This window comes from Micromonospora sp. NBRC 101691, assembly GCF_030269285.1.
GTDB classification, from domain to species: Bacteria; Actinomycetota; Actinomycetes; order Mycobacteriales; family Micromonosporaceae; genus Micromonospora; species Micromonospora echinospora.
Window position 1 is genome coordinate 421,952 of the sequence record NZ_BSTB01000002.1, and the last position, 26,220, is coordinate 448,171.

General features: G+C 73.3%; 22 protein-coding genes. 20 read left to right on the top strand and 2 right to left on the bottom strand.

All coding sequences use genetic code 11. The features are described from left to right. The first annotated feature begins 3 nt into the window (after positions 1 to 3). The 8 genes from QSK20_RS05940 (at position 4) to QSK20_RS05975 (ending at position 7,896) form a co-directional block, all read left to right on the top strand. The gene (locus tag QSK20_RS05940; RefSeq protein ID WP_285787518.1) at positions 4 to 1,113 is read left to right on the top strand and encodes a diphosphate--fructose-6-phosphate 1-phosphotransferase; all 1,110 of its coding nucleotides are present in this window, start codon (positions 4 to 6) and stop codon (positions 1,111 to 1,113) included. A 26-nt stretch (positions 1,114 to 1,139) separates the two neighbouring features. Further along, on the top strand, positions 1,140 to 2,432 hold the full coding sequence (locus QSK20_RS05945) for an ABC transporter substrate-binding protein (protein WP_285787519.1): 1,293 nt from the start codon (positions 1,140 to 1,142) through the stop codon (positions 2,430 to 2,432). A gap of 97 nt (positions 2,433 to 2,529) precedes the next feature. Continuing rightward, entirely contained in the window at positions 2,530 to 3,393 is an 864-nt protein-coding gene (locus tag QSK20_RS05950; RefSeq protein WP_285787520.1) for a carbohydrate ABC transporter permease, read from the top strand. Continuing rightward, positions 3,390 to 4,211 carry a carbohydrate ABC transporter permease gene (locus QSK20_RS05955; RefSeq protein WP_285787521.1) on the top strand — a complete coding sequence of 274 codons (822 nt, stop codon included), beginning with the start codon at positions 3,390 to 3,392 and terminating at the stop codon, positions 4,209 to 4,211. The genes QSK20_RS05950 and QSK20_RS05955 overlap by 4 nt, the downstream gene beginning before the upstream one ends. Continuing rightward, entirely contained in the window at positions 4,208 to 5,212 is a 1,005-nt protein-coding gene (locus tag QSK20_RS05960; protein ID WP_285787522.1) for an alcohol dehydrogenase catalytic domain-containing protein, read from the top strand. Before QSK20_RS05955 ends, QSK20_RS05960 begins: the two co-directional genes overlap by 4 nt. After that, positions 5,209 to 6,117, top strand: coding sequence for a 2-deoxy-5-keto-D-gluconate 6-phosphate aldolase domain-containing protein (locus QSK20_RS05965; protein ID WP_285787523.1), 909 nt, complete (start codon positions 5,209 to 5,211; stop codon positions 6,115 to 6,117). Before QSK20_RS05960 ends, QSK20_RS05965 begins: the two co-directional genes overlap by 4 nt. An 8-nt stretch (positions 6,118 to 6,125) precedes the next feature. Then, the gene (locus tag QSK20_RS05970) at positions 6,126 to 6,827 is read left to right on the top strand and encodes a GntR family transcriptional regulator (protein ID WP_285787524.1); all 702 of its coding nucleotides are present in this window, start codon (positions 6,126 to 6,128) and stop codon (positions 6,825 to 6,827) included. Next, entirely contained in the window at positions 6,814 to 7,896 is a 1,083-nt protein-coding gene (locus QSK20_RS05975; protein ID WP_285787525.1) for an alcohol dehydrogenase catalytic domain-containing protein, read from the top strand. Before QSK20_RS05970 ends, QSK20_RS05975 begins: the two co-directional genes overlap by 14 nt. A gap of 54 nt (positions 7,897 to 7,950) precedes the next feature. Here QSK20_RS05975 and QSK20_RS05980 read toward each other — a convergent pair whose 3' ends face one another. Continuing rightward, positions 7,951 to 9,492: a class I SAM-dependent methyltransferase gene (locus QSK20_RS05980; RefSeq protein WP_285787526.1), complete on the bottom strand. Its 1,542-nt coding sequence runs from the start codon at positions 9,490 to 9,492 to the stop codon at positions 7,951 to 7,953. Positions 9,493 to 9,608: 116 nt separating this feature from the next. Here QSK20_RS05980 and QSK20_RS05985 point away from each other — a divergent pair, with 116 nt between their 5' ends. The 9 genes from QSK20_RS05985 to QSK20_RS06025 all read left to right on the top strand — a co-directional run bounded on the left by QSK20_RS05985 (position 9,609) and on the right by QSK20_RS06025 (position 21,291). Further along, entirely contained in the window at positions 9,609 to 10,199 is a 591-nt protein-coding gene (locus QSK20_RS05985) for a hypothetical protein (RefSeq protein WP_285787527.1), read from the top strand. Positions 10,200 to 11,208: 1,009 nt separating this feature from the next. Next, a complete protein-coding gene (locus tag QSK20_RS05990; RefSeq protein WP_285787528.1) occupies positions 11,209 to 12,180 on the top strand; it encodes an ABC transporter substrate-binding protein in 972 nt (323 codons plus the stop codon). Next, a complete protein-coding gene (locus QSK20_RS05995; RefSeq protein WP_285787529.1) occupies positions 12,177 to 13,055 on the top strand; it encodes an ABC transporter ATP-binding protein in 879 nt (292 codons plus the stop codon). The genes QSK20_RS05990 and QSK20_RS05995 overlap by 4 nt, the downstream gene beginning before the upstream one ends. Beyond that, positions 13,052 to 13,882, top strand: coding sequence for an ABC transporter permease (locus QSK20_RS06000; RefSeq protein WP_285787530.1), 831 nt, complete (start codon positions 13,052 to 13,054; stop codon positions 13,880 to 13,882). Before QSK20_RS05995 ends, QSK20_RS06000 begins: the two co-directional genes overlap by 4 nt. 31 nt (positions 13,883 to 13,913) lie before the next feature. After that, positions 13,914 to 15,923: a hydantoinase/oxoprolinase family protein gene (locus tag QSK20_RS06005; RefSeq protein WP_285787531.1), complete on the top strand. Its 2,010-nt coding sequence runs from the start codon at positions 13,914 to 13,916 to the stop codon at positions 15,921 to 15,923. Positions 15,924 to 15,927: 4 nt separating this feature from the next. Beyond that, positions 15,928 to 17,511: a class I adenylate-forming enzyme family protein gene (locus QSK20_RS06010; RefSeq protein ID WP_285787532.1), complete on the top strand. Its 1,584-nt coding sequence runs from the start codon at positions 15,928 to 15,930 to the stop codon at positions 17,509 to 17,511. Further along, on the top strand, positions 17,511 to 18,869 hold the full coding sequence (purB, locus tag QSK20_RS06015; protein ID WP_285787533.1) for an adenylosuccinate lyase: 1,359 nt from the start codon (positions 17,511 to 17,513) through the stop codon (positions 18,867 to 18,869). Before QSK20_RS06010 ends, purB begins: the two co-directional genes overlap by 1 nt. Continuing rightward, complete coding sequence (locus QSK20_RS06020) at positions 18,866 to 19,618, top strand: enoyl-CoA hydratase/isomerase family protein (RefSeq protein WP_285787534.1); 753 nt, start codon at positions 18,866 to 18,868, stop codon at positions 19,616 to 19,618. Before purB ends, QSK20_RS06020 begins: the two co-directional genes overlap by 4 nt. Continuing rightward, positions 19,615 to 21,291, top strand: coding sequence for a thiamine pyrophosphate-binding protein (locus QSK20_RS06025; RefSeq protein ID WP_285787535.1), 1,677 nt, complete (start codon positions 19,615 to 19,617; stop codon positions 21,289 to 21,291). Before QSK20_RS06020 ends, QSK20_RS06025 begins: the two co-directional genes overlap by 4 nt. A 149-nt stretch (positions 21,292 to 21,440) precedes the next feature. On the opposite strand, the gene QSK20_RS06030 is transcribed toward QSK20_RS06025, so the two are convergent. Further along, positions 21,441 to 22,280, bottom strand: coding sequence for an IclR family transcriptional regulator (locus QSK20_RS06030; RefSeq protein ID WP_285787536.1), 840 nt, complete (start codon positions 22,278 to 22,280; stop codon positions 21,441 to 21,443). Between the two features lie 101 nt (positions 22,281 to 22,381). On the opposite strand from QSK20_RS06030, the gene QSK20_RS06035 reads away from it, so the two are divergent. Genes QSK20_RS06035 through QSK20_RS06045 form a run of 3 tightly spaced genes read left to right on the top strand, consistent with a single transcriptional unit; the run spans position 22,382 to position 26,212 of the window. Continuing rightward, complete coding sequence (locus QSK20_RS06035; protein WP_285787537.1) at positions 22,382 to 24,403, top strand: hydantoinase B/oxoprolinase family protein; 2,022 nt, start codon at positions 22,382 to 22,384, stop codon at positions 24,401 to 24,403. Then, complete coding sequence (locus tag QSK20_RS06040) at positions 24,400 to 25,389, top strand: DODA-type extradiol aromatic ring-opening family dioxygenase (protein ID WP_285787538.1); 990 nt, start codon at positions 24,400 to 24,402, stop codon at positions 25,387 to 25,389. The genes QSK20_RS06035 and QSK20_RS06040 overlap by 4 nt, the downstream gene beginning before the upstream one ends. Further along, positions 25,382 to 26,212, top strand: coding sequence for a DODA-type extradiol aromatic ring-opening family dioxygenase (locus QSK20_RS06045; protein ID WP_285787539.1), 831 nt, complete (start codon positions 25,382 to 25,384; stop codon positions 26,210 to 26,212). Before QSK20_RS06040 ends, QSK20_RS06045 begins: the two co-directional genes overlap by 8 nt. Positions 26,213 to 26,220: the final 8 nt, after the last annotated feature.

Sequence of the window (26,220 nt, forward strand, 5' to 3'; positions counted from 1 at the left end):
GCCATGCGCCTGCTCATCGGCCAGACCGGGGCCCCGACCAGCGTGGTCAACGCGAGCCTGCGCGGTTTCCTCGACGGCGCGCAGGGGCACGACGTGCTCGCCCTGCGTGGTGGACCGGACGGACTCGTCGACGGCCGGTTCACTCCGGTCACCCTCGCCGACGTGCCGCCCGAGTGGAGCCGCCGGGGCGGCTCCTGGCTCGGCGCCGGCCGCCGGGCGGTCACCGACGACGACCTCGACGCGGCGGTGGCCACGCTCGCCGCACACCGCGTCGACGGGGTCGCGCTGATCGGCGGCAACGGCACCATGGCGCTGCTGCGGGCGCTCACCGAACGGGCCGAGCGGGCCGGGTCGCCGTTGTGCACGGTCGGCATCCCGAAGACCGTCGACAACGACCTGGTCGGCGTCGACCACTGCCCGGGGTTCGGCTCCGCCGCGCGGTACCTGGCCACGGTCGTACCGGACCTGGCCCGGGACCACGCGGCCATGCGGTCGATCGAGCCGGTGCGGATCGTGGAGACCCTGGGCCGGTCGGTGGGCTGGCTGGCGCTCGCCGCGACCCGGCACCGGGACGACCCGGCGCACGCGCCGCACCTGGTCCTCCTCCCCGAGGTGCCGTTCGACTCCACGGAGTTCCTCCACCGGGTCTCCGACACCCTCGACCGGCACGGCCGGGCGTTCGTGGTGACCAGCGAGGGGGCCGCCCGCGAGCTGACCGACGAGCCCTTCGACGCGGTCAACCACACCCGCATCCTGACCGGCGGCGTGTCCCGCCGGCTGGCCGCGCTGGTCACCGCCGAACTGGGGGTGGTCGCCCGGGGCGAGGTCCTCGGCATGGTGCAGCGCTCGGCCGCCGCCCTGGCCAGCGGGGTGGACCGCCGGGAGGCGGCGGAGGCCGGCCGGTGCGCGGCGCGGCTGCTCGCCGAGCGGGCGACCGGGCTGATGGTCGGGCTGCACCGCACCGGCACCGACCCGTACGCGGCCCGGTACGACCCGGTGCCGCTGGCCGACGTCGCCGGCCGGACCCGACCCGTACCGCCGGAGTGGCGCACCACCGACCCGGCCGAACTCGACGACTTCCACCGATGGCTCGCCCCCCTCGTCACCGAGTGACATCCCTCGAATCGGAAAGGCACACCATGCGGCACAGGTACCTGAGCACGGCGCTCGCCCTGGCCCTGATCGGCGGGCTCACCGCCGGCTGCGGTTCGGATTCCGCCGGCTCCGCCAACGAGATCAACCTGATCATGTCCAACCACCCCTGGCAGCGGGCCATCGAGCCGTTGATCGACGAGTTCGAGCAGGAGTCCGGCGTGACGGTGAAGGTGCAGACCTTCGCCGAGCAGCAGATGCGGGACAAGGTGCAGCTCAACCTCCAGTCGCGCAGCTCGTCGATGGACGTGTTCATGACGCTGCCCTCCCGGGAGGGCCCGCAGTTCGCCAAGGCCAACTACTACGAGCCGCTCGACGACCGGGCCGGCGGGGCTGCCGACTACAAGGTCGACGACTTCCCGGAGGCGGTCCGCGCCGGGATGACCGTGAACGACAAGATGATCGCCGCGCCGATCAACGTCGAGGGCGTGGTGCTCTACTACCGCACCGACCTGTTCCAGCAGTACGGCGTCAAGCCGCCGACCACGCTCGACGAGCTGACCATCGCCGCCGAGCAGATCAAGCAGAAGTCCGGCGGCGACGTGACTCCGCTCGCGCTGCGCGGACAGTCCGCGGCGCTGCCGTTCACCTTCGGCCCGTTCCTGCACTCCGAGGGCGTGAAGTGGACCAAGGACGACGGGACGCCGAACTTCGACGACCCGAAGGCGGTCGCCGCGATCGACCGCTACGCCACCCTGGCCCGCGAGTACGGCCCGCCCGGCGTGGTCAACAACACCTTCACCCAGTCCTCGGCCCTGTTCGCCGCCGGTGACGCGGCCATGGAGCTGGAGTCCAGCAACGAGCTGAGCAGCATCGTCGACCCGAAGACCTCCAAGGTCGCCGAGAACATCGGGGTGCTCGACTTCCCCGCCGGCTCCGCCGGGTCGAAGACCACCGTGCTCTCCTGGGGCCTGGCGATCTCCTCGTTCTCGAAGAACAAGGACGCCGCCTGGAAGTTCGTCCAGTGGGCCACCAGCGCCGAGACCCAGCTGGAGCTGACCAAGGCGGGCATCGCCCCGCCGCGCACCTCGGTCAGCCAGGACCCGGCCTACACCGCCACCCTGAACACCGAGACCCTCAAGCAGTGGAACGCCGCGCTGACCAAGGCGCAGACCGGCGGTGAGACCGAGGTCGGCCCGGTCGGCGTCGCCGCCGCCGAGATGCGCAAGGTCATCGGCGACGCCGTCGGCAAGGTGATCCTCGGCCGGGCCAGCGCCGAGGAAGCGGCCAAGGAGATCCAGACCGGCCTCACCCCGCTGCTGGCGAAGAACACCCAGTAGGTATCCCATGAGCACCGACACGATGACGACACGCTCATCCGTCCCCCGCCCCGCTCCGGCCGGGCGGGGGCCGGGGGGCCGCCGCAGGCGGGCCTCCGTGCACCCGACGGCCCGGGGGATCTGGCCCTTCGTGGTGCCGGCGGCGGTGGTCACCGCCCTGCTGGTCCTGCTGCCGATCGGGTACACGGTCTGGCTGTCGGTGACCGACCGACAGTCCGACGGCACGAACGCCGGCTTCCTCGGGTTCGACAACTACGCCGCGATGTTCGCCGACCCGGCCTTCTACAACTCGCTCAAGGTCACGCTCTTCCTCTTCGTGGTCTGCCTGTTCGTGGAGACCCTGCTGGGACTCGCGCTCGGCTACGTGATGAGCCTCGACGTCCCCGGCCGGCGGATCTTCCAGGGGATGATGCTCATCCCGGCGATCACCGCGTCGGTGGCGGTCGGCCTGCTCTGGCTGCTGATCATGGATCCGAGCCTGGGCGCGGCGAACGAACTGCTCGCCGTGATCGGGATCGACCCGGTGGTCTGGCTCGGTGACCCGGAGATCGCTCCCTGGTCGATCGCCCTGGTGGACATCTGGCAGTGGACGCCGTTCATGGCGCTGATCATCTCCGCCGGGATCCGGTCGCTGCCCGAGGAACCGTTCGAGGCGGCCTCCATCGACGGGGCCAGCGGCTGGCGTACCGCGTGGAACATCGGACTGCCGCTGCTGCGTCCGGTGCTCATCGTCGCGATGCTGCTGCGCACCGTCGACCTCGTCCGGTTCTTCGACACCATCTACATCATGACCCAGGGCGGTCCGGTCGACGCCACGAACACCCTCAACGTGTACGGCTACAACGAGGCGTTCGTCGACCAGGAGCCGAGCTACGCCGCCACCCTCCAGATCGCGCTGCTGCTGTTGGTCGTGCTCATCGCCGGTGTCTTCACCCTGGTACGAAGGAGGGCCGCGAAGTGAACACGGGTAAGCGGCTGGTCGGCGTATACACCGCGTACGCCCTCTTCGCCGTGATCTTCTTCGGTCCGGTGCTGTTCATGCTCTGGTCGTCCCTGCGGCGCAACGTCGACATCACCGGCTCCCTCTTCGACGTGACCTCGCCGCTGACGCTGGAGAACTTCACCAACCTGTTCGAGCGGTTCGAGTTCGGCCGCTACATCGTCAACAGCCTCGTCGTCGCCGGTGGCTCCACGCTGCTCGGCCTGGTGCTGGGCGCTCCCGCCGCGTACGTGGTGGTCCGGCGGCAGCTCAACACGCTGGGCTTCGTCACCCTGCTCGCCCGGATGGCGCCCGGCGTGCTGTTCGTCGTACCGCTGTTCGTCCTCTCCATCCGCATCGACGCGCCGTCGAACACCGGGCTCAACTACGCCCTGCTCATCGTGGCGCACCTGATCATCACGCTGCCGCTCTGCATCTGGCTGCTGATCCCGTTCTTCGAGGACATCCCGATCAGCATCGAGGAGTCCACGCTCATCGACGGGGCCAGCACCTGGCAGCGGTTCCGCAGCGTCGTCCTGCCACTGGCCATGCCGGGCGTCTCCGTCGCGCTGACGCTCAGCTTCGTCTTCTCCTGGAACTACTTCCTGTTCGCGCTGGCCCTGGCGAACGACCGGACCCTGCCACTGACCGTCATCGCGTTCAACTTCATCGGACAGGGCTCCAACGACTTCGGCGGGTTGATGGCCGCCAGCACGCTCATCTCAGTGCCCGCCCTGCTGCTGACGATCTTCGCGCAGCGGTGGCTGGTACGTGGAATCACCGGAGGTGCCGTCAAGTGACGACGTCCACCAGCGTCCGTGCCCGGTTCCCGGGCGACGGACGGATCGACTTCGACACGGTCGCCCTCGGCCCGGTCGCCGACGGCGAGGTACGCCTGCGTGTCGACGTCTGCGCCCTGTGCGGCTCGGACAAGCGGCTGCTGCGCTCCGGCTCGCCGGTGGTGCCCGGCCACGAGATCGGCGGCACCGTCGTCGAGACCGGCGCCGGGGTCGATGTGCCGGCCGGCACCCGCGCCATCGTCTACATCCCGGTCTTCTGCGGCACCTGCCGACGCTGCGCGGCCGGGCGCACCAACCAGTGCCTGCGGTTGACCCAACTGATCGGCTGGCAGCGCGACGGCGGGTTCGCCGAGCACGTCGACGTACCCGCCCGGTGCCTGCTGCCGGTCCCCGACGACGTGCCGCTGACCACGGCGGTGCTGGGTCTGGACACGGTCGGCACCGCCGCGCACGCGCTGCGGCTGTGGCAGCGCGTCCAGCCCGACGGGGTGGACCGGGCGCTGGTGGTCGGCGCCGGCCCGCTGGGGCTCGGGGTGATCTCGGTGGCCGGCGCGTTCGGCGTCGGCGCGGTCGACGTCGCCGACCCGCACGCGGGCCGGTCGGCCACCGCCGTCGCGCTCGGCGCGCGGGCCGCCGAGGACCTCGACACCGAGAACCAGTACGACCTGGTCGTCGAGGTCAGCGGGGCCACCGCGGCCCGGGAGACCGCGCAGCGCGTGGTCGCCCCGGGTGGCGCGGTCGTCGTGCTCGGCGAGTCCGACCAGCCGTACGCCATGCCCGCGACGCCCCGCTGGCGGCGTACCGACTGCTACACCATCCGCTCGTTCTACTTCCCCACCAGCGAGGTCGAGGCGAACTGGGACCTGCTGCGGGACTCCGGCGCGGCCCTGCGGGACCGGCTGACCGTCCCGCTGGCCCTCGCCGACCTGCCCGACGCGTTCGCCCGCTTCGTCGCCGGTGACTACCTGAAGCCCTGCATCGTCTCGGAGGACGCCCGATGAACCAGCGGCACCTGCTCATCCTCGCCGTGGACCAGCGGCCCTGGCTCACCAAGGCGCTCTACGGCCACACCGGCACCGCCACACCCGCCCAGCGCGCGGCCATCTGCGACGGCAAGCACATGGTGGCCGAGGGGCTGTTCGCCGCGCTGGCCGACGAGCCGCGCCTCGCCGCCCACGCCGGCATCCTCGTCGACGACACCCTCGGCGCGGGGGTGCCCGAGCGGGCCCGCGCGCACGGGGTGACCGTCAGCATGCCGGTGGAGCGGGGCGGCTGCGAGATCTACGAGACCGAACCGGCCGACCTGAAGTCCTACCTGGACCACCACCGCCCCGACCTGCCGAAGGTGCTGGTCCGTTACAACGTGGAGGGGGACGCCGACGGCAACCGGGTGCAGCGGGAACGCCTGGCCGAGGTCGCCGCCGCCGCCCGCGACGCCGGTGGCCGGTTCCTGTTCGAGCTGCTCGTCCCGCCCACCCCCGCCCAGCTCGACGCGGTCGGCGGCGACAGCGGACGGTTCGACCGGGAACTGCGGCCCGCTCTGGTGCACCGGGCGATGACCGAGATCCTCGACGACATGCCGGTGGACGTCTGGAAACTGGAGCACCTCGCCGCGCCGGAGCACTACCGCACCGCCGCCCGGATCGCCGCCGAGACCGGCGGTGAGTGCATCCTGCTCGGCGCGAACGCCCCCGCGCCGGAGGTGGAGGGGTGGCTGACCGACGCGGCCGGCGCTGGATTCACCGGCTTCGCTATCGGACGTAGCATCTGGTGGGACGCACTGCGCGGGCTGCTCGCCGGGGACCTGGCCCGGCCCCGGGCGGTGGCGACGGTCGCCGCGAACTACCGGCGGTTCGCCGCCGCCTTCCTCGCCGCGGTGCCCGACGGGCCCCAGCCACACCAGTGAGGTCACCAGTGACGCCACAAGTCCCGTCAGACGCGTCCGCCCTGACGCTGCCGGTGCTCCCGCCGGACGCCGACCTCCAGACCGGTGAGCGGGTCGGTGAGCTGATCTACCGCACCCTGCGGGACCGGATCATCTCCGGGGAGCTGCGCCCCGGGGCCCGGCTCAGCGTCCCCGCCCTGGCCGAGGAGTTCCGGGTCAGCCGAAGCCCGGTCCGGGACGCGGTGATCCGGCTGGTCCAGGACGACCTGGCCCGGGAGGAGATGAACCGGGGCGCGGTCGTCGCCCGGATCGAGGGCGAGGAACTGGTCAGCCTCTACGAGGCCCGCGAGGCGCTGGAGTGGGCGGTGGCCCGGCTGGCCGCCGAACGCTACACCCCGGCGCTGCGCCGTCGCCTGCTCGCCCTGCTCACCGAGCACCGGGAGGTCGCCGAGGCCGGTGACTTCGCCCGGCACATCGAACTCGACGCCGCGTTCCACCGGGAGATCCGGCAGGCCGCGCAGAGCCCGGTGCTGATCCGGATGCTCGACGGCGTCCAGGGGCGGGTCATGATCGCGATGCGGTCGACCAGCCTCACCGGCGGCATGGTCCAGGCCGTCGCCGAACACCAGGCCATCTTCGAGGCGCTCGGCTCCGGTGACCCGGACGCCGCCGGCGAGGCGGCACGGGCGCACATCCGACGACTCAAGGAGCTGCTCCGTGCCGCCTACTGACACCGTCCTCGCCGTACGGTGCCACGGCCCCGGGGACGTCCGCGCCGAGCGGGTGGCGACCCGTCCTCCCGGGCCGGGGGAGGTGGCCGTCGCCCCGCTGGCCGTCGGGGTCTGCGGCACCGACAGCCACATCGTCGGCGGCAGCTTTCCGGCGGCGTACCCGGTGGTGCTCGGCCACGAGGTCTGCGGCCGGGTCACGGAGGTCGGGCCGGGCGTCGACCGGCTCACCGCCGGTGACCTGGTCACCGTCGAGCCGCACGACTACTGCACCACCTGCGTCTACTGCCGCCTCGGCCAGGAGCACCTCTGCGACACCAAACGGGGCTACGGGGTGCGCCTCGACGGCGGTATGACCGGGCGGATGGTGCTGCCCGCCCGGATCGCGTACCGGCTGCCACCGGGGACACCACCGTGGATCGGGGCGCTCACCGAGCCGCTGGCGTGCTGCGTGCACGGCATGGACCAGCTCGACCCCCGCTCCGGGCTGCCCGTGCTGATCTACGGGGCCGGTCCGGCCGGGGCGATGATGGTGGCGCTGGCCCGGTCGCGCGGACTCGCCCCGATCGTGGTGCTGGACCCCCGCGCGGACCGGCGGGACCTGGCGCTGCGGATGGGCGCCGACGCGGCCCTCGACCCGGGCGGGCCGGGCAGCGCCGAGGCGGCCCGCGCCCACACCGGCGGCCTCGGCTTCCCGTACGTGGTCGACGCGGTCGGCTCGGCCCGGATCCTCGAATCGGCGCTGGAGATGGCGAGCCGGGGCGGGCGCATCCTGGTCTTCGGGGTCGCCCGACCGCAGGACGAGGCACGGATCCGCCCGAACGAGATCTTCGCCCGGGAACTGACCATCGTCGGCGCGGTGATCAACCCGTACACCCACCACCGCGCGGTGGGGCTGCTGCCGACCCTCGGGCTGGACCGGTTGCGACCGGCGTTCTACGGCGTGGACGAGGTGACCCGCGCGTTGCGGGCGCAGGGCGACGGCGAGACCGACAAGGTGTTCATCGCCCCGTACGGCGAGGAGGCCGCCCGAGGCGAGGCGGGGGTGGGGTGGGGTGGGGTGGGGTGGTAGCAGGGGACCCCTGCACGACAAAAAGCGGTAACAGGGGGCCCCTGCTACCACCCGTCAGGTGTTGACCGGGCGGCGGGCGACCAGGAAGACGTGGGTGACCGGCCAGTCCAGCGCTCGGCCGTCCGGGGTGGACAGCCCGGCGACCGGGGCGAGCCGGTTGCTGACGATCCAGTCGTTGCGGGTCGTGCCGCTCGCCGGGTCGACCTCGAAGCCGACGTCGGCGAGGAGCGCCTTCCAGTCGGCGTACTCCAAGCCGCAGAACTGCTCCCGGGTCTCCGACAGCCAGTTGTCGGTGTAGTCCTTGCGGGTGAGGAAGTCCATCGCGTCGCCGAGCGTCATCTCGACGACCGCCCCGGACGGCTCGGGCGCGGGACGGTAGGTGAACGGGAACGGGTAGTCGACGGCGAACTGGTCCAGCCGGGCCCGGGTCGACAGTCCACCGACGTACGCGGCCACCTCTTCGGGCGGCAGGGACGCCAGGTCCGTCCGGGGCCGTGCCGGGTTCGCGCCGTCCCCGGTGGACAGGCGCAACCGCACCGTCCGGTCCCGGCCGTCCGGACCGCACACGTCGCTGTTGATCCACACGCCGCCGGGCACCGTGTGGTCGTAGATGGCCTGCACGAACCGGCGCAGCGACGCCATCCGGTCACCGTACGACCAGATCTCGTGGGTCAGCGCGAAGGTCAACGTGGTGTCCACCGAGCGCGGCGCGAACACCGCCCCGCCGAGCACGTTGCGCCGGTAGAAGAAGACGTTCGGGTTGGTGAAGAAGCCCTGCGCCTTCTTGTGCACGCACTCCTCGAACAGGTGCCGGGCCACCTCGACGCCGATCAGGTCGCTCTCCCGCAACGCCGGCTCCCGGTCGGCCAGTTCCAGCACCGCTCCCGCGCCGCAGCCGACGTCGACGATCCGCCCCGGTCGGACGTGCTCCCGGACCGCCGACCACTTGCGCTGCGCGGCGTCGGCGAACGCCTCGGCGTACGTCCGGTAGTCCCGGGTGGCGGTGAGGCCGCCCTCGTCGCCGACCACCGGGTCGTTGACCACCGCCCGCACCAGGTCGTCCAGCCGGTAGCGGCGGTACACGTCGACGGTCGCGGGATGGGCCAGGTCCCGCCAGGTGGGGTCCCCGGCGGCCAGCCGCAGCAGCACGTCCCACGGTCGGGCCGGGGGCGGCTCGACCTCGGCCTCCACTCCGGCGATGGTGAAGCCGAGCCGCTCGTACATCGCGGCGACCTCCGGGGTCGAGCAGGCGACCACCGTGTCGGCCGGGGTCAGCTTCCGCCCGGTGGCCGCCGCCACGTTCTTCAGCGTGACCTCGGCGAACCGGTCGGTCTCGGCGGTGTCGAAGACCGGCACCACCACCGACCGGAGCCCGGTGAGCACGCTGAACCGCTCGATCGCCGCCTCGCGCCGGTGGTAGGGGACCGGGTTGCGTCGGGTGTTCTCGTGGTTGGCCGAGGTGACCGCCCAGACCACGGTGGTCCCGCCACCGTCGGCCGGGGCGGGGTCGTCGCCGGTCGCGAGTCGACGGAGGTAGTCGGCCTGGAACCGGGTCAGCAGGTGGTGCCGACCGGGAAAGAGCAGGTAGCGGGGCATGCGATGTTCCTAGCCGATCCTCGGCGGGTCAGCCCCGGCGGGGTGTCGACCCACCCGGCGACTGGGACCACCGGTCACGTCGGCGGCCGGTCAGCTCGCTGTCGGAGGTCTGTGGTGTGATCAACCGCATGAGCCCCTCGCTGCCCCACTTCGGTGACGACTCGGTGCGGATGTGGGTCACCGCCGTGCCCCTGTCCGAGTCGGACGAGGTGAACATCGTGTTGGGCGTCGACACCCGGGGCGGCGCCGACGAACAGCTCGCCTGCGCCCTGTTCAACTACGGTCACGAGGGCGAGGAGGGTGTGTTCTACCTGCTCCCCATGGACCTGTGGGCCCGGGTCGAGGTCACCGACGACCGGCTCGTGGTTCGGCTGCTGACCTTCCCTGGGCGCGTCACCGATGCGGTACGGCACCGCGACGAGGAGTTCCGTCGGACCGTCGCGGGCCTGGGGCTGGAGGAACTCCCGGACGGCCGGGTCGTCGTGCTGCGCCGGGAGATCCGGATCGACCCGGCGGCCCTGGCCGACCAGGCGGGGCTGCTGCCGGGCCCCGGCCACCGGGCCGCGCTGAGCCCGGAGGGCGAGCCCTGCGGTGACGACCTGCGTCCGGTCCTGATCCTCGACCACGAGGGTCCGGCAACGCTGGAACAGCTCGTCGCGGCCCTCGACGACGAGGACGCCAGCGTCCTGGTGATCGGCGCGGACTGAACCGAGCCGGTCCCGCGGGAACACGCCGCCCGTGGACCGGTGGGCCGTCCGCTGCCCCGGTCTGCGCTCGGCGGGCCGGGGTGCCGTCCCCCGTTGGCCGGTGGTCCCCGCCGCCCGTTGCCCGCCGTCTGTCGGCAGGCGGCCGACGACCGGTGGCCCACGGCGGCCGAGTGGTGTCTCCGCCGACGCTGTCGAGCTGCCCGCACAGACGGGGCGGATGCTCCGGCCCCCAACCTGACTGGACGGAGGGCCGGCGTCAGAACGTGGGACCGCCTGCTCCGCGTTCTCGCCCGTCCGGCTCGTCCTGGTCCGGCCCTCGTCCTGGTCCGGCCCTCGTCCTGGTCCGGCCCTCGTTGTGGTCCGGCCCTCGTCCTGGTCCGGCTCGTTCCTGTCCGGGCCGGCCGCCATCCGGTGGTGGCTGCGCCCCGCCGCCGGTAGCACCAGCGGGGCAGCTCTAAAGGACCACGCGCCGATGACCCCGGCCCTGGGATGTCAGCCCCGGTGACCCGGTCTTGCGCCACGGTCCGGCCCGGTGCCGCCCGCTTCCGCAACGACGGGCCCGGATCGGCGGTCCGGCCCGGTGACACCGGCCGGCCCGGTTGCCCCGGCGGCCGTTGGCGTAACGGGGGCGGGCGGGTCGGCGGCGGGTGTAGCGGCCATGTGGGCCCTGCGACCCCGAAACCTCCCGCCCGCAGGTCACGGTTCCGGCAAGTTGATCTTGATGAAGGCTATGACGTTATACGTTGAGTGATAACGCGAGAGTCCTGTCACATTTGCGGTCGCGTTGCTCACTCGCTGTGGTGGTGCGTTCGCGCAGGTGGTTCGAGGGGTTGATTCGGCTTTCGGGGCGGCGGAGTCGGCCGGGCTTGGCGGCTGGTTCGTCACTGTCCGTTCGGACTTCTGGTGAGGCTGTCTGGCTGCCGCCCCTTGACGCTGTGAGCTGGGCCGCAGTAGCGTCCCATATTAAGCAACTAGAACCAGAATATGAGCCGAACAGACTGGGGTGACCATGAAGATGCGAAGCGCGCGGGCCGCGGTCGCCGCCCTGCTGCTGACCGCCACCCTCGCGGCGTGCGCGGAGAACGCCCAATCCGACGGAGACGGGGACGGGGGCGGTAACGCGCCCGCCGCGACCGGTCCGATCACCTTCGGCGTCGGCGTCGACCCGGCGTACTCGCCGATCTACCTCGCCGACCAGGAGAACCTCTTCGACGGCACCGACCTCGACGTGACGGTGAAGCAGTACCAGGAGGGCACCGGTGGGCTGGACGCGATCCTGGCCAAGCAGGGTCAGCTGACCGCCAGCACCGAGTCGAGCCTGCTCAACCGGGCCACCCGGGGTGACATCCGGGGTCTCGCGGTCTTCTCCCAGTCGCCCAGCTTCATCAAGCTCGTCGCCCGCTCCGGGATCTCCGACGTGACCGGCATCAAGAAGTACGGCGTCGTGCCCGGCACGGTGAACGAGTACGCCACGAACAAGGTGCTCGACGCGAAGGGCATCAGCAAGGACGCCGTCGAGTTCGTCAAGGCGTCCCCGGCGGAGATGCCCGCGCTGCTGCAACGCGGCGACATCGACGGCTACATCATGTGGGAGCCGTGGCCGTCGCGGGGTGTGGCCAACGGCGGCAAGGTCCTGCTCAACAGCGGCGACATCGGCTACGTCTACAACCTGGTGATCGGCGTCGACGGGGCCTGGTACGACGCGAACAAGGACGCCGCCAAGAAGGTCGTCGACACCATCGCCACCGCCTGCGAGCAGCTCACCGCCAGCCCGGAGAAGGCCGGCACGGTCACCGAGAAGGCCATCAAGATCCCGGCCGCCGAGGCCCGCACGCTGCTCGAAGGCGTGCAGTGTCAGGTCCGCGACTTCACCGACGACGACCTGAAGCGGTACGGCGAGATCGCGAAGTTCCAGGCGGACAGCGGAATCGTCGACAAGCCGGCCGACCCGGCGGCCGTCATGGTCAGGGGCGTGGCGTGAGGGCCAACGGGGTGACCCGTCCGGAGGCCCCGACCCGGCCGGTGCCGGACACCGGCCGGGCGGCGGGGACACCGGTGTCGATCCGGGACGTGGACATCCGGTTCGGCAGCTTCACCGCCGTGCGGGGCGCCTCGCTCGACATCGCCGCCGGGGAGTTCGTCTGCCTGCTCGGGCCGAGCGGCTGCGGCAAGTCCACGCTGCTCAACGCGGTCGCCGGGTTCGTCACCCCGGCCGGCGGCGAGGTCACCTGCGCCGGCACCCGGGTCACCGGCCCGGACGTCTCCCGGGGCGTGGTCTTCCAGAGCGCCGAGGCGCTCTTCCCCTGGCTCACCGTCCGGCAGAACGTGGCCTTCGGCCCCCGGATGCGCGGGGTGCCGCCGGCCCGGCGGGACGCCACCGTCGACCGGTACCTGGCGATGGTCGGTCTCAGCCAGGCCGCCGACCGGTTCCCCGAGCAGCTCTCCGGCGGCATGCGCCAGCGGGCGCAACTCGCCCGGGTGCTCGCCAACGACCCGTCGGTGGTGCTGATGGACGAGCCGTTCGGCGCGCTGGACGCGCAGACCCGGCTGGTCATGCAGGTCGAACTGGACCGGATCTGGCGGGAGACCGGCGCGACCATCGTCTTCGTCACCCACGACATCGGCGAGGCGATCCTGCTCGGCGACCGGATCGTCACCATGACCGCCGGCCCGGCCGCCCGGATCAAGAACGTCTACCCGTGCGACCTGCCCCGGCCCCGTGACCTGACCGACCCGGCCAGCGCCGCGCTCTTCCGTGACCTGCGCGCCGACATCGGCGAGGAGGTCGCCCGCACCCTGCGCGCCCAGGGACTCGACGACGGCCACGACGGACGGGAACCGGGGGGCGCGCGATGACCGCCGACGTGCGGACCGTACCGCCGCAGACCCGGCCCGACCCGCGCCGCGAGAAGCGGCTGCGGGCCAACCGGCCGAAGCTGACCCGGATCGGGCTCTCCGTGCTCTCCGTGCTGCTCGGCGTCGCGATCTGGGACCTGATCAGCCGCAACTACACCGCGTTCTTCCTGCCCTCGCCGATGCTCACCTGGCAGGGCGCGCTCGACCTGATCGCCGACGGCACGCTCTGGACGTCGATCAGCGCCTCGGCCACCCGGATCCTCACCGGCTGGGCGCTCGGTGTGGTGGTCGGGGTACCGGTCGGGCTGCTCATGGGCTGCATCCCGTGGCTGCGGCTGATGCTCGACCCGTACATCCAGTTCTTCCGCTTCGTGCCACCGATCGCCTTCGTCACCCTGGCCATCATCTGGCTCGGCCCCGGCGAGGCGTCCAAGGTCGCGCTGATCTTCTACACCACCGTCTTCCTGGTCGCGCTCAACACCCTGGCCGGCGTGCTCGGCGTCGACGAGCTGCGGCTGCGCGCCGCCCGCGCGCTCGGCGCGAGCCCCACCCGGACGCTGGTCTCGGTGGTGCTGCCCTCGACCGTGCCGTACGTGGTGACCGGTGCCCGGCTGGCGATGGGCAACTCGTTCCTCACCATCGTCTCCGCCGAGATCGTCGCCGCGGAGAGCGGCCTCGGGTCGCTCATCTGGACCGCCCGCAACTACGCCAAGACCGAGTGGGTCTTCGTCGGCATCATCGCCCTCGGCGTGCTGGGTTATCTCTTCGACTGGATCCTGCGGGTCGTCACGCGGAGCACCCTGCGCCGCTACGGCGTGACCTTCTGACCCCCTCCCGCATCTCGCGAAAGGCACGCTCATGCTCTGCATCGGCGTCGACATCGGCGGCACCTTCACCGACGTCATCGTGTACGAGCCGGCGACCGCCCGGCTCGCCGAGGCCAAGGCCCTCTCCACGCCGGCCGATCCGGCCGCCGCGATCTTCGAGGGGCTGGCCAAGCTCGGGGTACGGCTCGACGCCGTGGACCGGTTCGTCCACGGCACCACCCGGGTCACCAACGCCCTGCTGGAGGGCTCCGGCGAACCGGTCAGCGTGGTCACCACGGAGGGCTTCCGGGACGTGCTGGAGATGGGGCTCGGGCACCGGCCCCAGCTCTACAGCGTCAAGGAGGCCGGCCGGCCTCCGCTCTCCCCGCGCCGGCTGCGGCACGTGCTGCGGGAGCGGGTCGGGGCGGACGGCACGGTGGTGCAGCCGCTGCACGACGACGACCTCGACGCCGTGCTGGAGCGGGTGGCCGGGGCGGGACCGCGCGCGGTGGCGGTATGCCTGCTGCACGCGTACCGCAACCCGGCGCACGAGCGGGCGGTGGCCCGGCGGATCGCCGAGCGCCACCCCGGCCTGGTCTGCACCATCTCCTCCGACGTGGTGCCCGAGCCGGGGGAGTACCAGCGCTTCGCCACCACCGTGCTCAACGCCAGCGTCCGGGGCACCGTCGCCGACTACCTGAACGGTCTCGGCGCGGCGCTCGCCGACGGCGGGTACGCCCACCCGCTCTCCATCATGACCAGCAGCGGCGGCGTGGTCTCCACCGACGAGGCCAGCCGGGTGCCGATCAACCTGGCGCTCTCCGGTCCGGCCGGCGGCGTGGCGGCCAGCGTGCACGTCGCCGGTCGGGCCGGCTACTCCAACGTGATCACCTGCGACATCGGCGGCACCAGCACCGACGTCTGCCTGATCAAGAACGGTGTGCCGTTGATGACCAACGACGGCACCATCGCCGGTCACCCGAACCGCACCTTCCAGGTCGAGATCAACACCATCGGGGCGGGCGGCGGGTCGATCGCCTGGCGGGACCGGGGCGGTGAGCTGCGGGTCGGACCGCGCAGCGCCGGGTCCACCCCGGGCCCGGCCTGCTACGGCCGGGGCGGCACCGAGCCGACCACGACCGACGCGCATCTGCTCGTCGGTCACCTCGACCCGGAGGAGAGCCTCGGCGGCGAGGTGCGGCTGGACGTCGACGCCGCCCGTACGGCCATGCACCGCCTCGCCGGCGAGGTCGGCCTGGACGACCTGGAGCTGGCGTACGGGATCCTGCTGCTCGCCACGGTCAAGATGACCAGCGCGATCAAGGAGATCTCGGTGGCCCGGGGACACGACCCCCGGGACTTCGTGCTGATGCCGTTCGGCGGGGCCGGTCCGATGCACGCCACCGTCCTCGCCGACGAACTGGGCATCCGGCAGGTGCTGGTTCCGCCGGTGCCGGGGAACTTCTCCGCGCTGGGCTTCGTCACCGCGCAGGCCCGCCACGACTACGTCCGTACCGTGCTGGTGCCGGCCGACGAGGCCGGGCTGGGCACCGTCCGGGCCGTGGTCGCCGAGTTGCAGGACACCGCCCGCGCCCAGCTCAAGGCCGAGGACGGCGTCGAGGCGGAGCAGGTCACCTTCGGCCTGTCGGTCGGCATGCGGTTCCGGGGGCAGAGCTTCGACCTGGCCGTACCGCTGGACGGGCTGCCGGCGACGGCGGCCGAGCTGACCGAGGCGTTCCACACCGCGTACGCCGAGCGGTACGCCTACGTCCGCGACGGCCAGCCGGCGGAGATCGTCAACTGCCGGCTCACCGCGTTCGGCCCCCGGCCCGAGGTGCGGTTCGCGCCGCCGGTGGCGGACCGGCCGGAACCCGGTCGGACCCGGCTCTACGGTCCGGGCGGCTGGACCGACGCGACCGTCTGGCGGCGGGGCGACCTGGCCCCCGGGCACGCGGTCCCCGGCCCGGCGGTGGTCCGGGAGAACGGCAGCACCACCGTGGTCGGCGCGGGCTGGACCGCCACCGCCGACGACCACGGGAACCTGCTGCTGACCAGGGAGTGACCCGGTGAACCCACCTGCCCTCGACGCCCTGCTGCTGCACCGGGCCGCCCGGGAACCGGACCGTCCGCTCTACGCCCCGGTCGAGCTGCCCGCCCCGGTGACCACCGGCGAGTTCGCCGGGCTCGCCGGACGGGCGGCGGCGGTACTGGCCGCGCACGGCGTCGGCCGGGGCGACCGGGTCGCGGTGTGGGCGGAGAACGGCCTGGCCTGGCTGGTGCTGTTGGCCGCCGCCGCGTGGCGGGGCGCCGCCCTGGTCACCCTGCACCCCGGACTCGCCGAGGCGGAGCTGACCGGGGCGCTGGCCCGCAGCCGGCCCCGGCTGCTCTTCGTGGCGGAGCGGCTGCGCGACCGGGACGGCCCGGCCACCGCCGCGCGGGCCGTCGCGGCGCTGCCCGCCGACGCCCGGCCGACCGCCTGTCACCGGCTCGCCGCCGACCTCGGCCCGACCGCGATGGCCGCGCTGCCCGGCTGGGACGACCCGGTCCCGGCCCCGGCCGGCGACCCCGACGCGGTGCTGAACATCCAGTTCACCTCCGGCACCACCGGACCGGCGAAGATGGTGCCGTTGAGCGCCCGCAACCTGGTCGCCAACGCCGGCTGGACCGCCGAGGCGGCCGGCCTGCGCGACACCGACCGGATCGCCTCGCCGCTGCCGCTGGCGCACGCCGCCGGGCTGAGCAGCGGCGCGATCCTCGCCCTGGTCACCGGTGCCCTCTGGGTCTCCGGGCGGCGGTTCCGCACCGAGGCGGTGCTCGACGGCATCGTCCGCTACCGGTGCACCGTGCTCCAGGCCGTACCGACCATGGCCGGCATGCTGGTCGAGCAGGTGCTCCGGGAACCGGACCGGTGGGACCTGTCGTCGCTGCGGGTCGGCTTCCTCGGTGGCGCGCACTGCCCGCCGCCGCTGGTCGAGCGGACCGCCCGGGTGCTCGGGCTGCACCGGGTGGCCGTGGTGTACGGGCAGACCGAGGCCGGCCCGACCATCAGCGTCGACCCGGGCGACGGCGACTGCGGCCTGCCCGGCACCACCGTTGGCCGGATCGTGCCCGGCCTGGACGCCGTCGTGGTCACCCCGGGGACGACCCGCACCGTGCCCGTCGGCGAGCCCGGTGAGCTGCTGGTACGCGGCGAGTCGGTGACCGCCGGCTACCTCGACGACCCGGCGGCCACCCGGGCGGCGCTCACCGGCGACGGCTGGCTGCGCACCGGTGACCTGGGCACCCTCGACGCGGACCGGGTCCTCACCCTGACCGGCCGGGCCAAGGAGCTGATCATCCGGGGCGGGGAGAACATCAGCCCGGCCGAGGTCGAGGCGGCCCTGCTCGACTCACCCGGCGTCGGGCAGGTGTGCGTGCTCGGGGTGCCGTCGGCGCGCTGGGGCGAGGAGGTCGGCGCGCTGGTCGTACCGGCCGCCGGGGCGGTCGTCGACCCCGAACGGCTGCTCGCCGCCGCGGCCCGGCGACTGGCCCGGCACAAGGTGCCGACGCTGGTACGCGTGGTCCCCGAACTGCCGATGCTGCCCTCCGGCAAGGTCGACCGCCGGGCCGCCGCACCGCTGCTGCGCGACCCGGGGACGGGGGAACGCTGATGCAGCTCGGTTCCTGTTTTCTCGACTCGCTGACCGTCACCAGCTTCTTCGGCAACGCGGAGATGCGTTCGGTCTTCAACGACCGGCAGCTCATGCAGTCCTGGCTGGACGTGGAGGCGGCGCTCGCCCGCGCCCAGGCGTCGCTTGGTGTCGTCCCGCACGCCGCCGCCGAGCAGATCACCGCCGCCGCCCGGCTGGACCGGCTGGACGCCGACGCGCTGGCCGGCGACGCGGTGGACACCGTGCACCCGCTGGTGCCGCTGGTCCGCGCGCTCACCGCCGCCTGCCCCGGCGACGCCGGCCGGTACGTGCACCTCGGCGCGACCACCCAGGACGTGATGGACACCGGGTTCGTGCTGCGCTGCCGGGCCGGCCTGGACGTCGTCCAGCGACAGGTCGACGAGCTGGTCCGGATCCTGCGCAAGCTGGCGCTGCGGCACCGCGAGACGCCCATGCCGGCGCGGACCCACGGCCAGCAGGCCCTGCCCACCACGTTCGGGCTGCGGTGCGCGGTGTGGCAGAGCGAACTCCAGCGGCACCGGGAGCGGCTCACCGAGCTGCGGCGGCGGCTGCTGGTGACCAGCATGGGCGGGGCGGCCGGCACCATGGCCGGGTACGGCCCGCAGGCGTTCGCCCTGGAACGGGCGGTCGCCGCCGAACTCGACCTCGGGGTGGCCGACACCCCCTGGCACGCCACCCCGGACCGGTTCGCCGAGTGCCTGATGGTGCTCGGCCTGGTCGCCGCCAGCGCGGAGAAGCTCGCCCGGGAGGTCTACTTCCTGGGCCGCACCGAGATCGGCGAGGCGCACGAGCCGCAGCGGGCCAGCCAGGTCGGCAGCAGCACCATGCCGCACAAGCGCAACCCGATCCGCTGCGAGGCGGTCGTCGCCGCGGCGAGCACGCTGCGCGCCCAGGTCCCGCTGGCGATGCAGGCGATGGTCGCGCAGGACGACCGGGACATGGGCGTCGGCATGACGCTGTGGAAGCTGCTGCCCGAGTCGTTCATCCTCATCGGCGGCGCGCTGGAACGTCTCGTCGAGGTCTTCGGCGACCTGCGGGTGTCGCCGGAGCGGATGCGGGCCAACCTCGACGTCACCGGCGGGTTGGTGCTCTCCGAGGCGGTCATGCTGCGCCTGGCCGGCCCGCTCGGCCGGGAGCAGGCCCACCACCTGGTGATGCGGATCGTCCGGGACAGCATCGACCAGGACCGCCCGTTCGCCGAGGTGCTCCGGGCCGACCCGCAGGTCACCGCCGCGCTGGCCGGCACCGATGTGGCCACCCTGCTGGATCCCCTGTCCTACGTCGGCCACGCGGCGGCCCTCGTCGACCGCGCCCTGTTGACCTCGGAGACCCCGTGACCACAGACGAATCCGTACGCCTGGACCGCGCCGGCCGGGTGGCCCGGGTGACGCTGCACCGGCCGCACCGACGCAACAGCTTCGACCTGGCCATGCTCGCCCGGTTCGAGGACGTGCTGCACGAGCTCGGCCGGGACGACGAGACCGACGTGGTCGTGCTGACCGGCGCGGGCACCGCCTTCTGCGCCGGCACCGACCTGCGGGAACTGGCCACCCTGGACGCGGCGGCCACCACCGCCGTGCAGCGGCGTACCGCCGAGCTGGTGGAACGCTGGTACCGGCTGGACCAGACCACGGTGACGCTGTTCAACGGCCCGGCCATCGGCTCGGGCGCCGTCCTCGGGCTCGCCGCCGACCTGCGGGTGGCCAGCGACACCTGTCACCTCACCTTCCCCGAGGTGACCTTCGGCATCCCGCTGACCTGGAGCGGCATGGCGATCCTCGCCGACCTGGTCGGGGCGGACCGGGCCAAGCGGTGGCTGCTGCTGGAGGAACGGATCGAGCCGGCCGAGCTGCTCCGGCACGACCTGGTCACCGCCTGCGTCCCGCCGGACGGGCTGGCGGCGGCGGGGGAGCGGCTGGTCGAACGGCTGCTCGCCACGTCCCCGGTGGCCCGGTCGATGACCAAGCGGACCGCCCGGCTGGCCGGGCCCCGCTTCGACGCGGTCGCCACCGACTCGTACCTGGCCGGGCTGGGCGTCGCGTTGCGCGGCGCCGGCGACTACCGGATCGGGGGCGGCGCGCGGTGAGGGTCTACCAGGCACTCGCCGACGCGATCGTGGCGCACGGCGTGGACACCGTCTTCGGGCTGCTCGGCGACGCCAACATGTTCCTGGTCACCGACCTGATCCAACGGCACGGTGTGCGGTTCGTGGCGGCCCGCAACGAGAACGCCGCGGTGATGATGGCCGACGGGTACGCCAGGGTGACCGGCCGGTGCGCGGTGGCCACGGTGACCCAGGGGCCGGGGCTGGCGGTGGCCGGTGCGGCGCTGACCATCGCCCGGGCGGCCCGCACCCCGCTGGTGCTGGTCGCCGGGGACACCCCGCCGGCCGACCCGGGGCACGTGCAGCACTTCGACCAGCAGCCGTTCGCGCTGGCCACGGCGGGCAGCTTCGTGCCGGTGGCGACGCCCGCCACGGCCGTGCGGGACCTGGCGCGGGCCTTCCGGCTCGCCCGGGAACTGCCCGGTCCGGTGGTGCTGGACGTGCCGATGGACCTCCAGGACGAGCCGGTGCCACCCGGTGCGTCACCGTGCGTGCCGTACGTGCCGCCGCGTCCCGCGCAGCCGCCCGCCCCGCACCCGGAGGCGGTCGCCGCGCTCGCCGACCGGCTGCGGGCGGCCCGTCGTCCGGTGCTGATCGCCGGGCGGGGCGCCGAGTCGGCCGCCCCGGCGATCCGGGAACTGGCCGACCACAGTGGCGCGCTGCTGGCCACCACGCTGATGGCGGCCGGGCTCTTCGCCGGGCACCCGTACCACCTCGGGGTGGCCGGCGGGCTGGCCCGCCCGCTCACCCGGCGGGTGTTCGCCGAGGCGGACCTGGTGGTCACCTTCGGCGCGGGCTGGAACCGGTGGACCGCCGACCACGGTGCTCTGGCCGGCGCGGCCACCGTGGTCGCGGTCGACACTGATCCGGCCGCTCCCGGTGCCGGCTGGCCGGTCGACGACGTGGTGCTCGGCGACGCCGACGCGACGGCCCGCGCGGTCACCGCGCTGCTGGCGCCGCAGGTGGTAGCAGGGGTCCCCTGCTCGTCAGAAAGCGGTAACAGGGGACCCCTGCTACCACGTCCGGACTGGCGTACGGCGGAACTGGCCGCCACAATCGCCGCCGCCGACCCCTTCGCCGGTATGGAGATGCGCTGCACGCCGGACCGGATCGACCCCCGGGAGTTCGTCCGGGTCTGCGCCGGCCGGCTGCCGGTGGAGCGGACCACGGTGGTCGGGGTGGGGCACTTCGGCGGCTGGCCGAACCTGCTGCTGGACTCGGCCGCGACCGACCGGTCCCTGGTCGCGCCGTGGGAGTTCGGCAGCATCGGGGTCGGCCTGCCGTTCGCCGTCGGCGCGGCGGTGGGCCGCCCGGACCGGCCGGTGGTGGCGTTCGAGGGCGACGGCAGCCTGCTCACCGGGCTGGGGGAGCTGGACACGCTCGCCCGGACCGGGGCGGCCGTGCTGCTCGTGGTCCTCGACGACGCCGCGTACGGCGCGGAGGTGCGCAAGCTGCGGCCACGTGGGGTGGACCCGGCCCCGGCCCGTTTCCCGGACCGGGACCTGGCCGCGGTGGCCCGCGCGCTGGGGCTCACCGCGTACACCGTCACCGGCACCGCCGGGGCGGAGGCGGCGCTCGACGCCGCGCTGCCGCTGACCGGCCCGGTGCTGCTGCACGTGCGCGTGACCCCCGACGTCGTCCAGGACCGGTTCTGACCCGCCACCGGGGGACCACGCCGGTCGAGGCGGTCGCCGACCGCGAGGGGGCGCGGGCGGTGTCGTCGGCTGTCGTCGGCCCGGTGGTGGGCCGGGGCGGGCCGACGCCCGGCCGGGCAGGGTCGCCGCTGGTCCGGCGGCGCGGGGGGTCAGTCGCCCCAGACCGCGCCGAAGCCGTGGCCGAGCTGGCGGGACAGCTCGTCGGCGGTGCGCCGGGCTGCCGCGGCCAGTTCCTCGACCCGGTTCCGGTCCAGCCGGAAGATCGGACCGGAGACGCTGATCGCGGCGGTCACCGCGCCGAACCGGTCCCGGACGGGGGCGGCCACCACCCGCAGGCCGAGTTCGCTCTCCTCGTCGTTGAGCGCCCAGCCGCGTTCGCGGACCCCGGCCATGTGCGTGAGGAACGCGTCCCGGGAGGTGATGGTGTTGGGGGTCAGCGCGGTCAGCGGGGCATCCGACAGCATCCGGCGCAGCGCGTCGTCGTCGTGGTCGACCAGCAGCGCCTTGCCGGCGGCGCTGACCCAGAGCGGGATGCGTCGCCCGAGCCGGGAGACCAGCTGCACGTTGCGGGTGCCCTGGGCGATGTAGAGGGAGATGGCGTCGAGCCCCTCCCGGACGGCCAGGTTGACGCTCTCGCCCTCCCGCTCGGCCAGCTCGTGCACCAGCGGCCGGGCCAGTGCGTGCAGGTCGATCCCGCCGAGGTAGCGCGCGCCCAGCTCGAAGACGGTGACGCCGAGCCGGTAGGCGCCGGTCTCCTCGTTGCGTTGCAGGAACCCCGCGTCGGCCAGGGCGCGGAACAGCCGGCTGGCCGTCGACTTGTGCAGCCCGAGTTCGCGGCTGACGTCGCTCACCTTGCGCTCGACCACGTCACCCCGGAAGGCCAGCAGCACGGCGAGCGCGCGGTCCAGCGCCTGCGTGCCGGACTCCCGGGCGGCCGGTTCGGCGACGGCGGCCGTCGGTTCGGTCGCGTACGACATCTTGCTTCCCATCTTCGCGGTTGCTAGGTTTCACAATATAACTCTAGGACCATATGGTGGTCCACCTGCCCCGCCGGAGGGGCCCTTCCCCACCGACAGTCAGTGAGGTCAGCATGACCGTGAACCCGATCGAACTCGAGATCGTCACCGAGGGTCTGATCTCGATCGTCCGGGAGATGCGTCAGACGATCTTCCGCACCGCCCACTCGCCGGTGATCGCCGACGCGCAGGACTTCTCCTGCGCCCTGTTCGACCCGCAGGGCCAGATGGTCGCCCAGGGGCGGGACATGCCCGGCCACGTCATCGCCATGCCCGCCTCGGTGGCCGAGATCTTCGCCGACTTCGCCGCCGAGATGCGCCCCGGCGACCTCTACATCGTCAACGACCCGTACCGGGGCGGCAGCCACCTCAACGACGTGACCCTGATCAGCCCGGTCTTCGTCGACGACCAACTGTTCCTCTTCCCCTGCGTGCGGATGCACTGGGCGGACATCGGCGGCATGACCCCGGGCAGCGTCTCCGGTCAGGCCACCGAGATCCTCCAGGAGGGCCTGCGCATCCCGCCGATCCGCCTCATCGAGCAGGGCCGCCCCAACCGGGCCGCCTTCGACATCGTCTTCGCCAACGTGCGGATGGCCGAGGAGCGCCGGGGCGACCTGGAGTCCAGCATCGCCGCCTGCCGCACCGCCGAACGCCGGCTGCGCGCGATGGTCGACCGGTACGGCGTCGACCTGCTGCTGGAGTGCGTCGCGGCGAACATGGACCGCACCGAGCAGCGGCTGCGCGACATGATCCGCGACCTGCCCGACGGCACCTACCACTACGAGGACTACCTCGACCTCTACACCGACGGCCGGTACGACGCCGCGCTGGTGCGCTGCGCGCTGACCGTCCGGGGCGACGAGATCGAGGCCGACTTCCGGGGCTCGTCGACGCAGGTGGCGGCGGTGGTCAACTCGTCCCGGGCGATGACCGTCGCCGGGGTGTTCATCGCGGTGAAATCCGCCCTCGACCCGGGCGGCCTGGTCAACCACGGCGCGTTCCGCCCCCTGCGGGTGCACACCGAGCCGGGCACCGTCGTGCACGTCGAGTACCCCGCCCCGGCCAACGCGCACAGCGAGGTCCGCAAGCGGGTCATCTCCTCGGTGATGGCGGCGCTCAGCCAGGTCGCGCCGGACCTGGTCGCCGCCGACCAGTTCGGCACCACCTTCCAGAACCTGATCGGCGGGGTGGACGAGCACACCGGCCGGCCGTACCTCTACTACGACTACCCGGCCGGCGGCAACGGCGGGTTCGCCGAGGCCGACGGGCCCAGCGCGATGAACCCCGTCGACCTGGGCGACATCTCCACCATCCAGTCCGTCGAACGGCTGGAGGCGGAGATCCCGATCCTGGTCGAGGCGTGCGAACTGCGTCCGGCCTCCTGCGGCGACGGGGAGCGCCGGGGCGGCCTCGGCACCCTTCGGGCCACCCGGCTGCTGGCCAGCGGCGGGACGTACTCGGTGCAGACCGACCGGACCACCGTGCCGCCGTACGGGCTGCGCCACGGCGGCCCCGGCGCGCCCACCGTCACCCACGTCCGCCGGGCCGACGGCGCCCGGGTCGACTTCGCCACCCCGGGCAAGGTCGCCGGCCATCCGATGCGCTCCGGCGACGTGCTGGTGATGGAGTCCGCCGGGGGCGGTGGCTGGGGCGACCCGCTCGACCGGCTGCCCGCCGACGTCGCCGACGACGTGGCCCAGGAGTACCTGACCGGCGCGCAGGCGTACCGGCGCTACGGCGTGGTGCTGGAACCGTCGGGCGGCGTCGACGTCGCCGCCACGGTCGAGGCGCGCCTCCGGCTCCGCGCCGAACGGTGCTGGCTGCGCACCGTGTCCAGCGCCCGGCCGCCGTACACCGGCCGCCGGGGCAGCCGTCGCCTGGCCTACGTCGCGCCCGGAGCCGGGCTCGCCGAGGACACCCTCGTGGAGGTGCACGGCGTCCACCCGGCGCCGCTGCGGGCCTGGATCCGGCACGACCCGGCACTCGCCGACGACCAGGTCGCCGTGGACGACGCGGGGCTGCGCATCCTCGGCTGCGAGGTCGGCGAGCGCTCCTGGGTGCGCGTGTTGACCGAACGGGAGGAGCAGGAATGAGCAGGGTCTTCCGGGTGCCGGTGGTCCCCACCGGCCGGTCGGCCGGGCAGCCGGCCCCGGTCGGCGGACCACCTCCCGCGCCGGCCGGCAACTCCGGGCCGGGCATCGTCGCCGGCTGCCTGAGCCCGCACCCGCCGCACCTGATCTACGCGGAGAACCCGCCGCAGAACGAGCCGCGCTCCACCGGCGGCTGGGAGGTGCTGCGCTGGGCGTACGAGCGGCTGCGGCAGCGCATCCGCGAGGTGCACCGCCCGGACGTGCTGATCGTGCACGCGCCGCACTGGATCACCATGGTCGGGCACCACGTGAACTGCGCGCCGAACCCGCGCGGCGTGTCGGTCGAGCCGATCTTCCCGCACCTGTTCCGCTACCACTACGACTTCCGCACCGACGTGGAACTCGGCGAGGCGATCGTCGAGGAGGCGAGCGGTCTCGGCCTGGTCACCCGGGCGATGCGGGACCCCCGGGTGCGGGTCGACTACGCCACCATCGGCGCGCTGCACCTGGTCAACCCGGCGTGGGACATCCCGGTGGTGTCGCTGTCGGCGAACAACAACCCGTACTTCTACTCCGACGCCTCACTGGAGGAGATGGAGGTGCTGGGCGAGGCGACTCGGCGGGCCGTCGAGGCCACCGGCCGCCGGGCCGTGCTGCTCGCCTCCAACTCCCTGTCCCACCTGCACTGGCACGAGGAGCCGGAGCTGCCGGAGGACATGGAACGGGAGCACCCGTACAACAACCACCAGTACCGGTGGGACATGAAACTGCTGGAGGCCATCCGGCGCGGCCCGACCGCCCCGCTGCGCGGCCTGATCGGCGAACACATCGAGGCGACCGCGTCGGAGACCAAGGCCGGCAGCCTGACCTGGCTGCTCTCCGCCATGGGCTGGCCGGCCGTGCCGGGGGACGTGCTCGGCTACGGCACCATCATCGGCACCGGGAACGCGGTCGTGGAGTGGCAGCCGGAGAGGAGCCACCGTGGCTGACCGGACCGGAGTCGTCGCCGGGGCGCTGCTGCCCGGCATGCCCCACCTGCTGGCGAAGGAACCCGCGCCGAGCTGGGCGGCGCTGGCCGCCGCGACCCGCGACGTCGGGGAGCGGCTGCGCCGGCTCGACCCGGACGTGGTGCTGCTGCTCTCCACCCAGTGGTTCACCGTGCTCGGCCACCAGTTCCAGTGCGACCCGAACCCGCGCGGCGAACACGTCGACGAGAACTGGTACGCCTACGACTACGGCCTGCTCCGCTACGACCTGAACTTCGACGTGCCGTTCACCCAGCGCTGGGCGGGCCGGGTCGCCGCCGACGGCATGCAGGCCCGGCAGACCCGCTACGACGGCTTCCCCATCGACGCCGGCACCATCGTCACCTCGAACCTGCTCGACCCGGACCACCGGCTGCGCTGGGCCCAGGTCTCCTGCAACCTGTACGCCGACGCGCAGACCCTCGCCGACGTGGGCCGGGCCGGCGCGGCGGCGGCCCGGGAGGCCGGACTGCGGGCGGCGGTGGTGGTGGTCAGCGGGCTCTCGTCCGGGCTGATCCAGCAGTGGATCGAACCGGACCGGGACCGGATCTCCGACGCCCGGCACGACCAGTGGAACACCCGCGTCCTCGACCTGCTCGTCGCCGGCAACGCCGACGGGGCGCTCGCGGTACGCGAGGACTTCGCCCGCCAGGCCCAGGCCGACAGCCAGTTCCGGGCGCTGGCCTTCGCCGCCGGGGCCGGTGCCACCGACGGCCCCGCCCACCTGCACTCCTACGGACCGATCTGGGGCACCGGCGGCGCCGTCCTGTCCTGGAACCTGCCCTGAAACCCCTG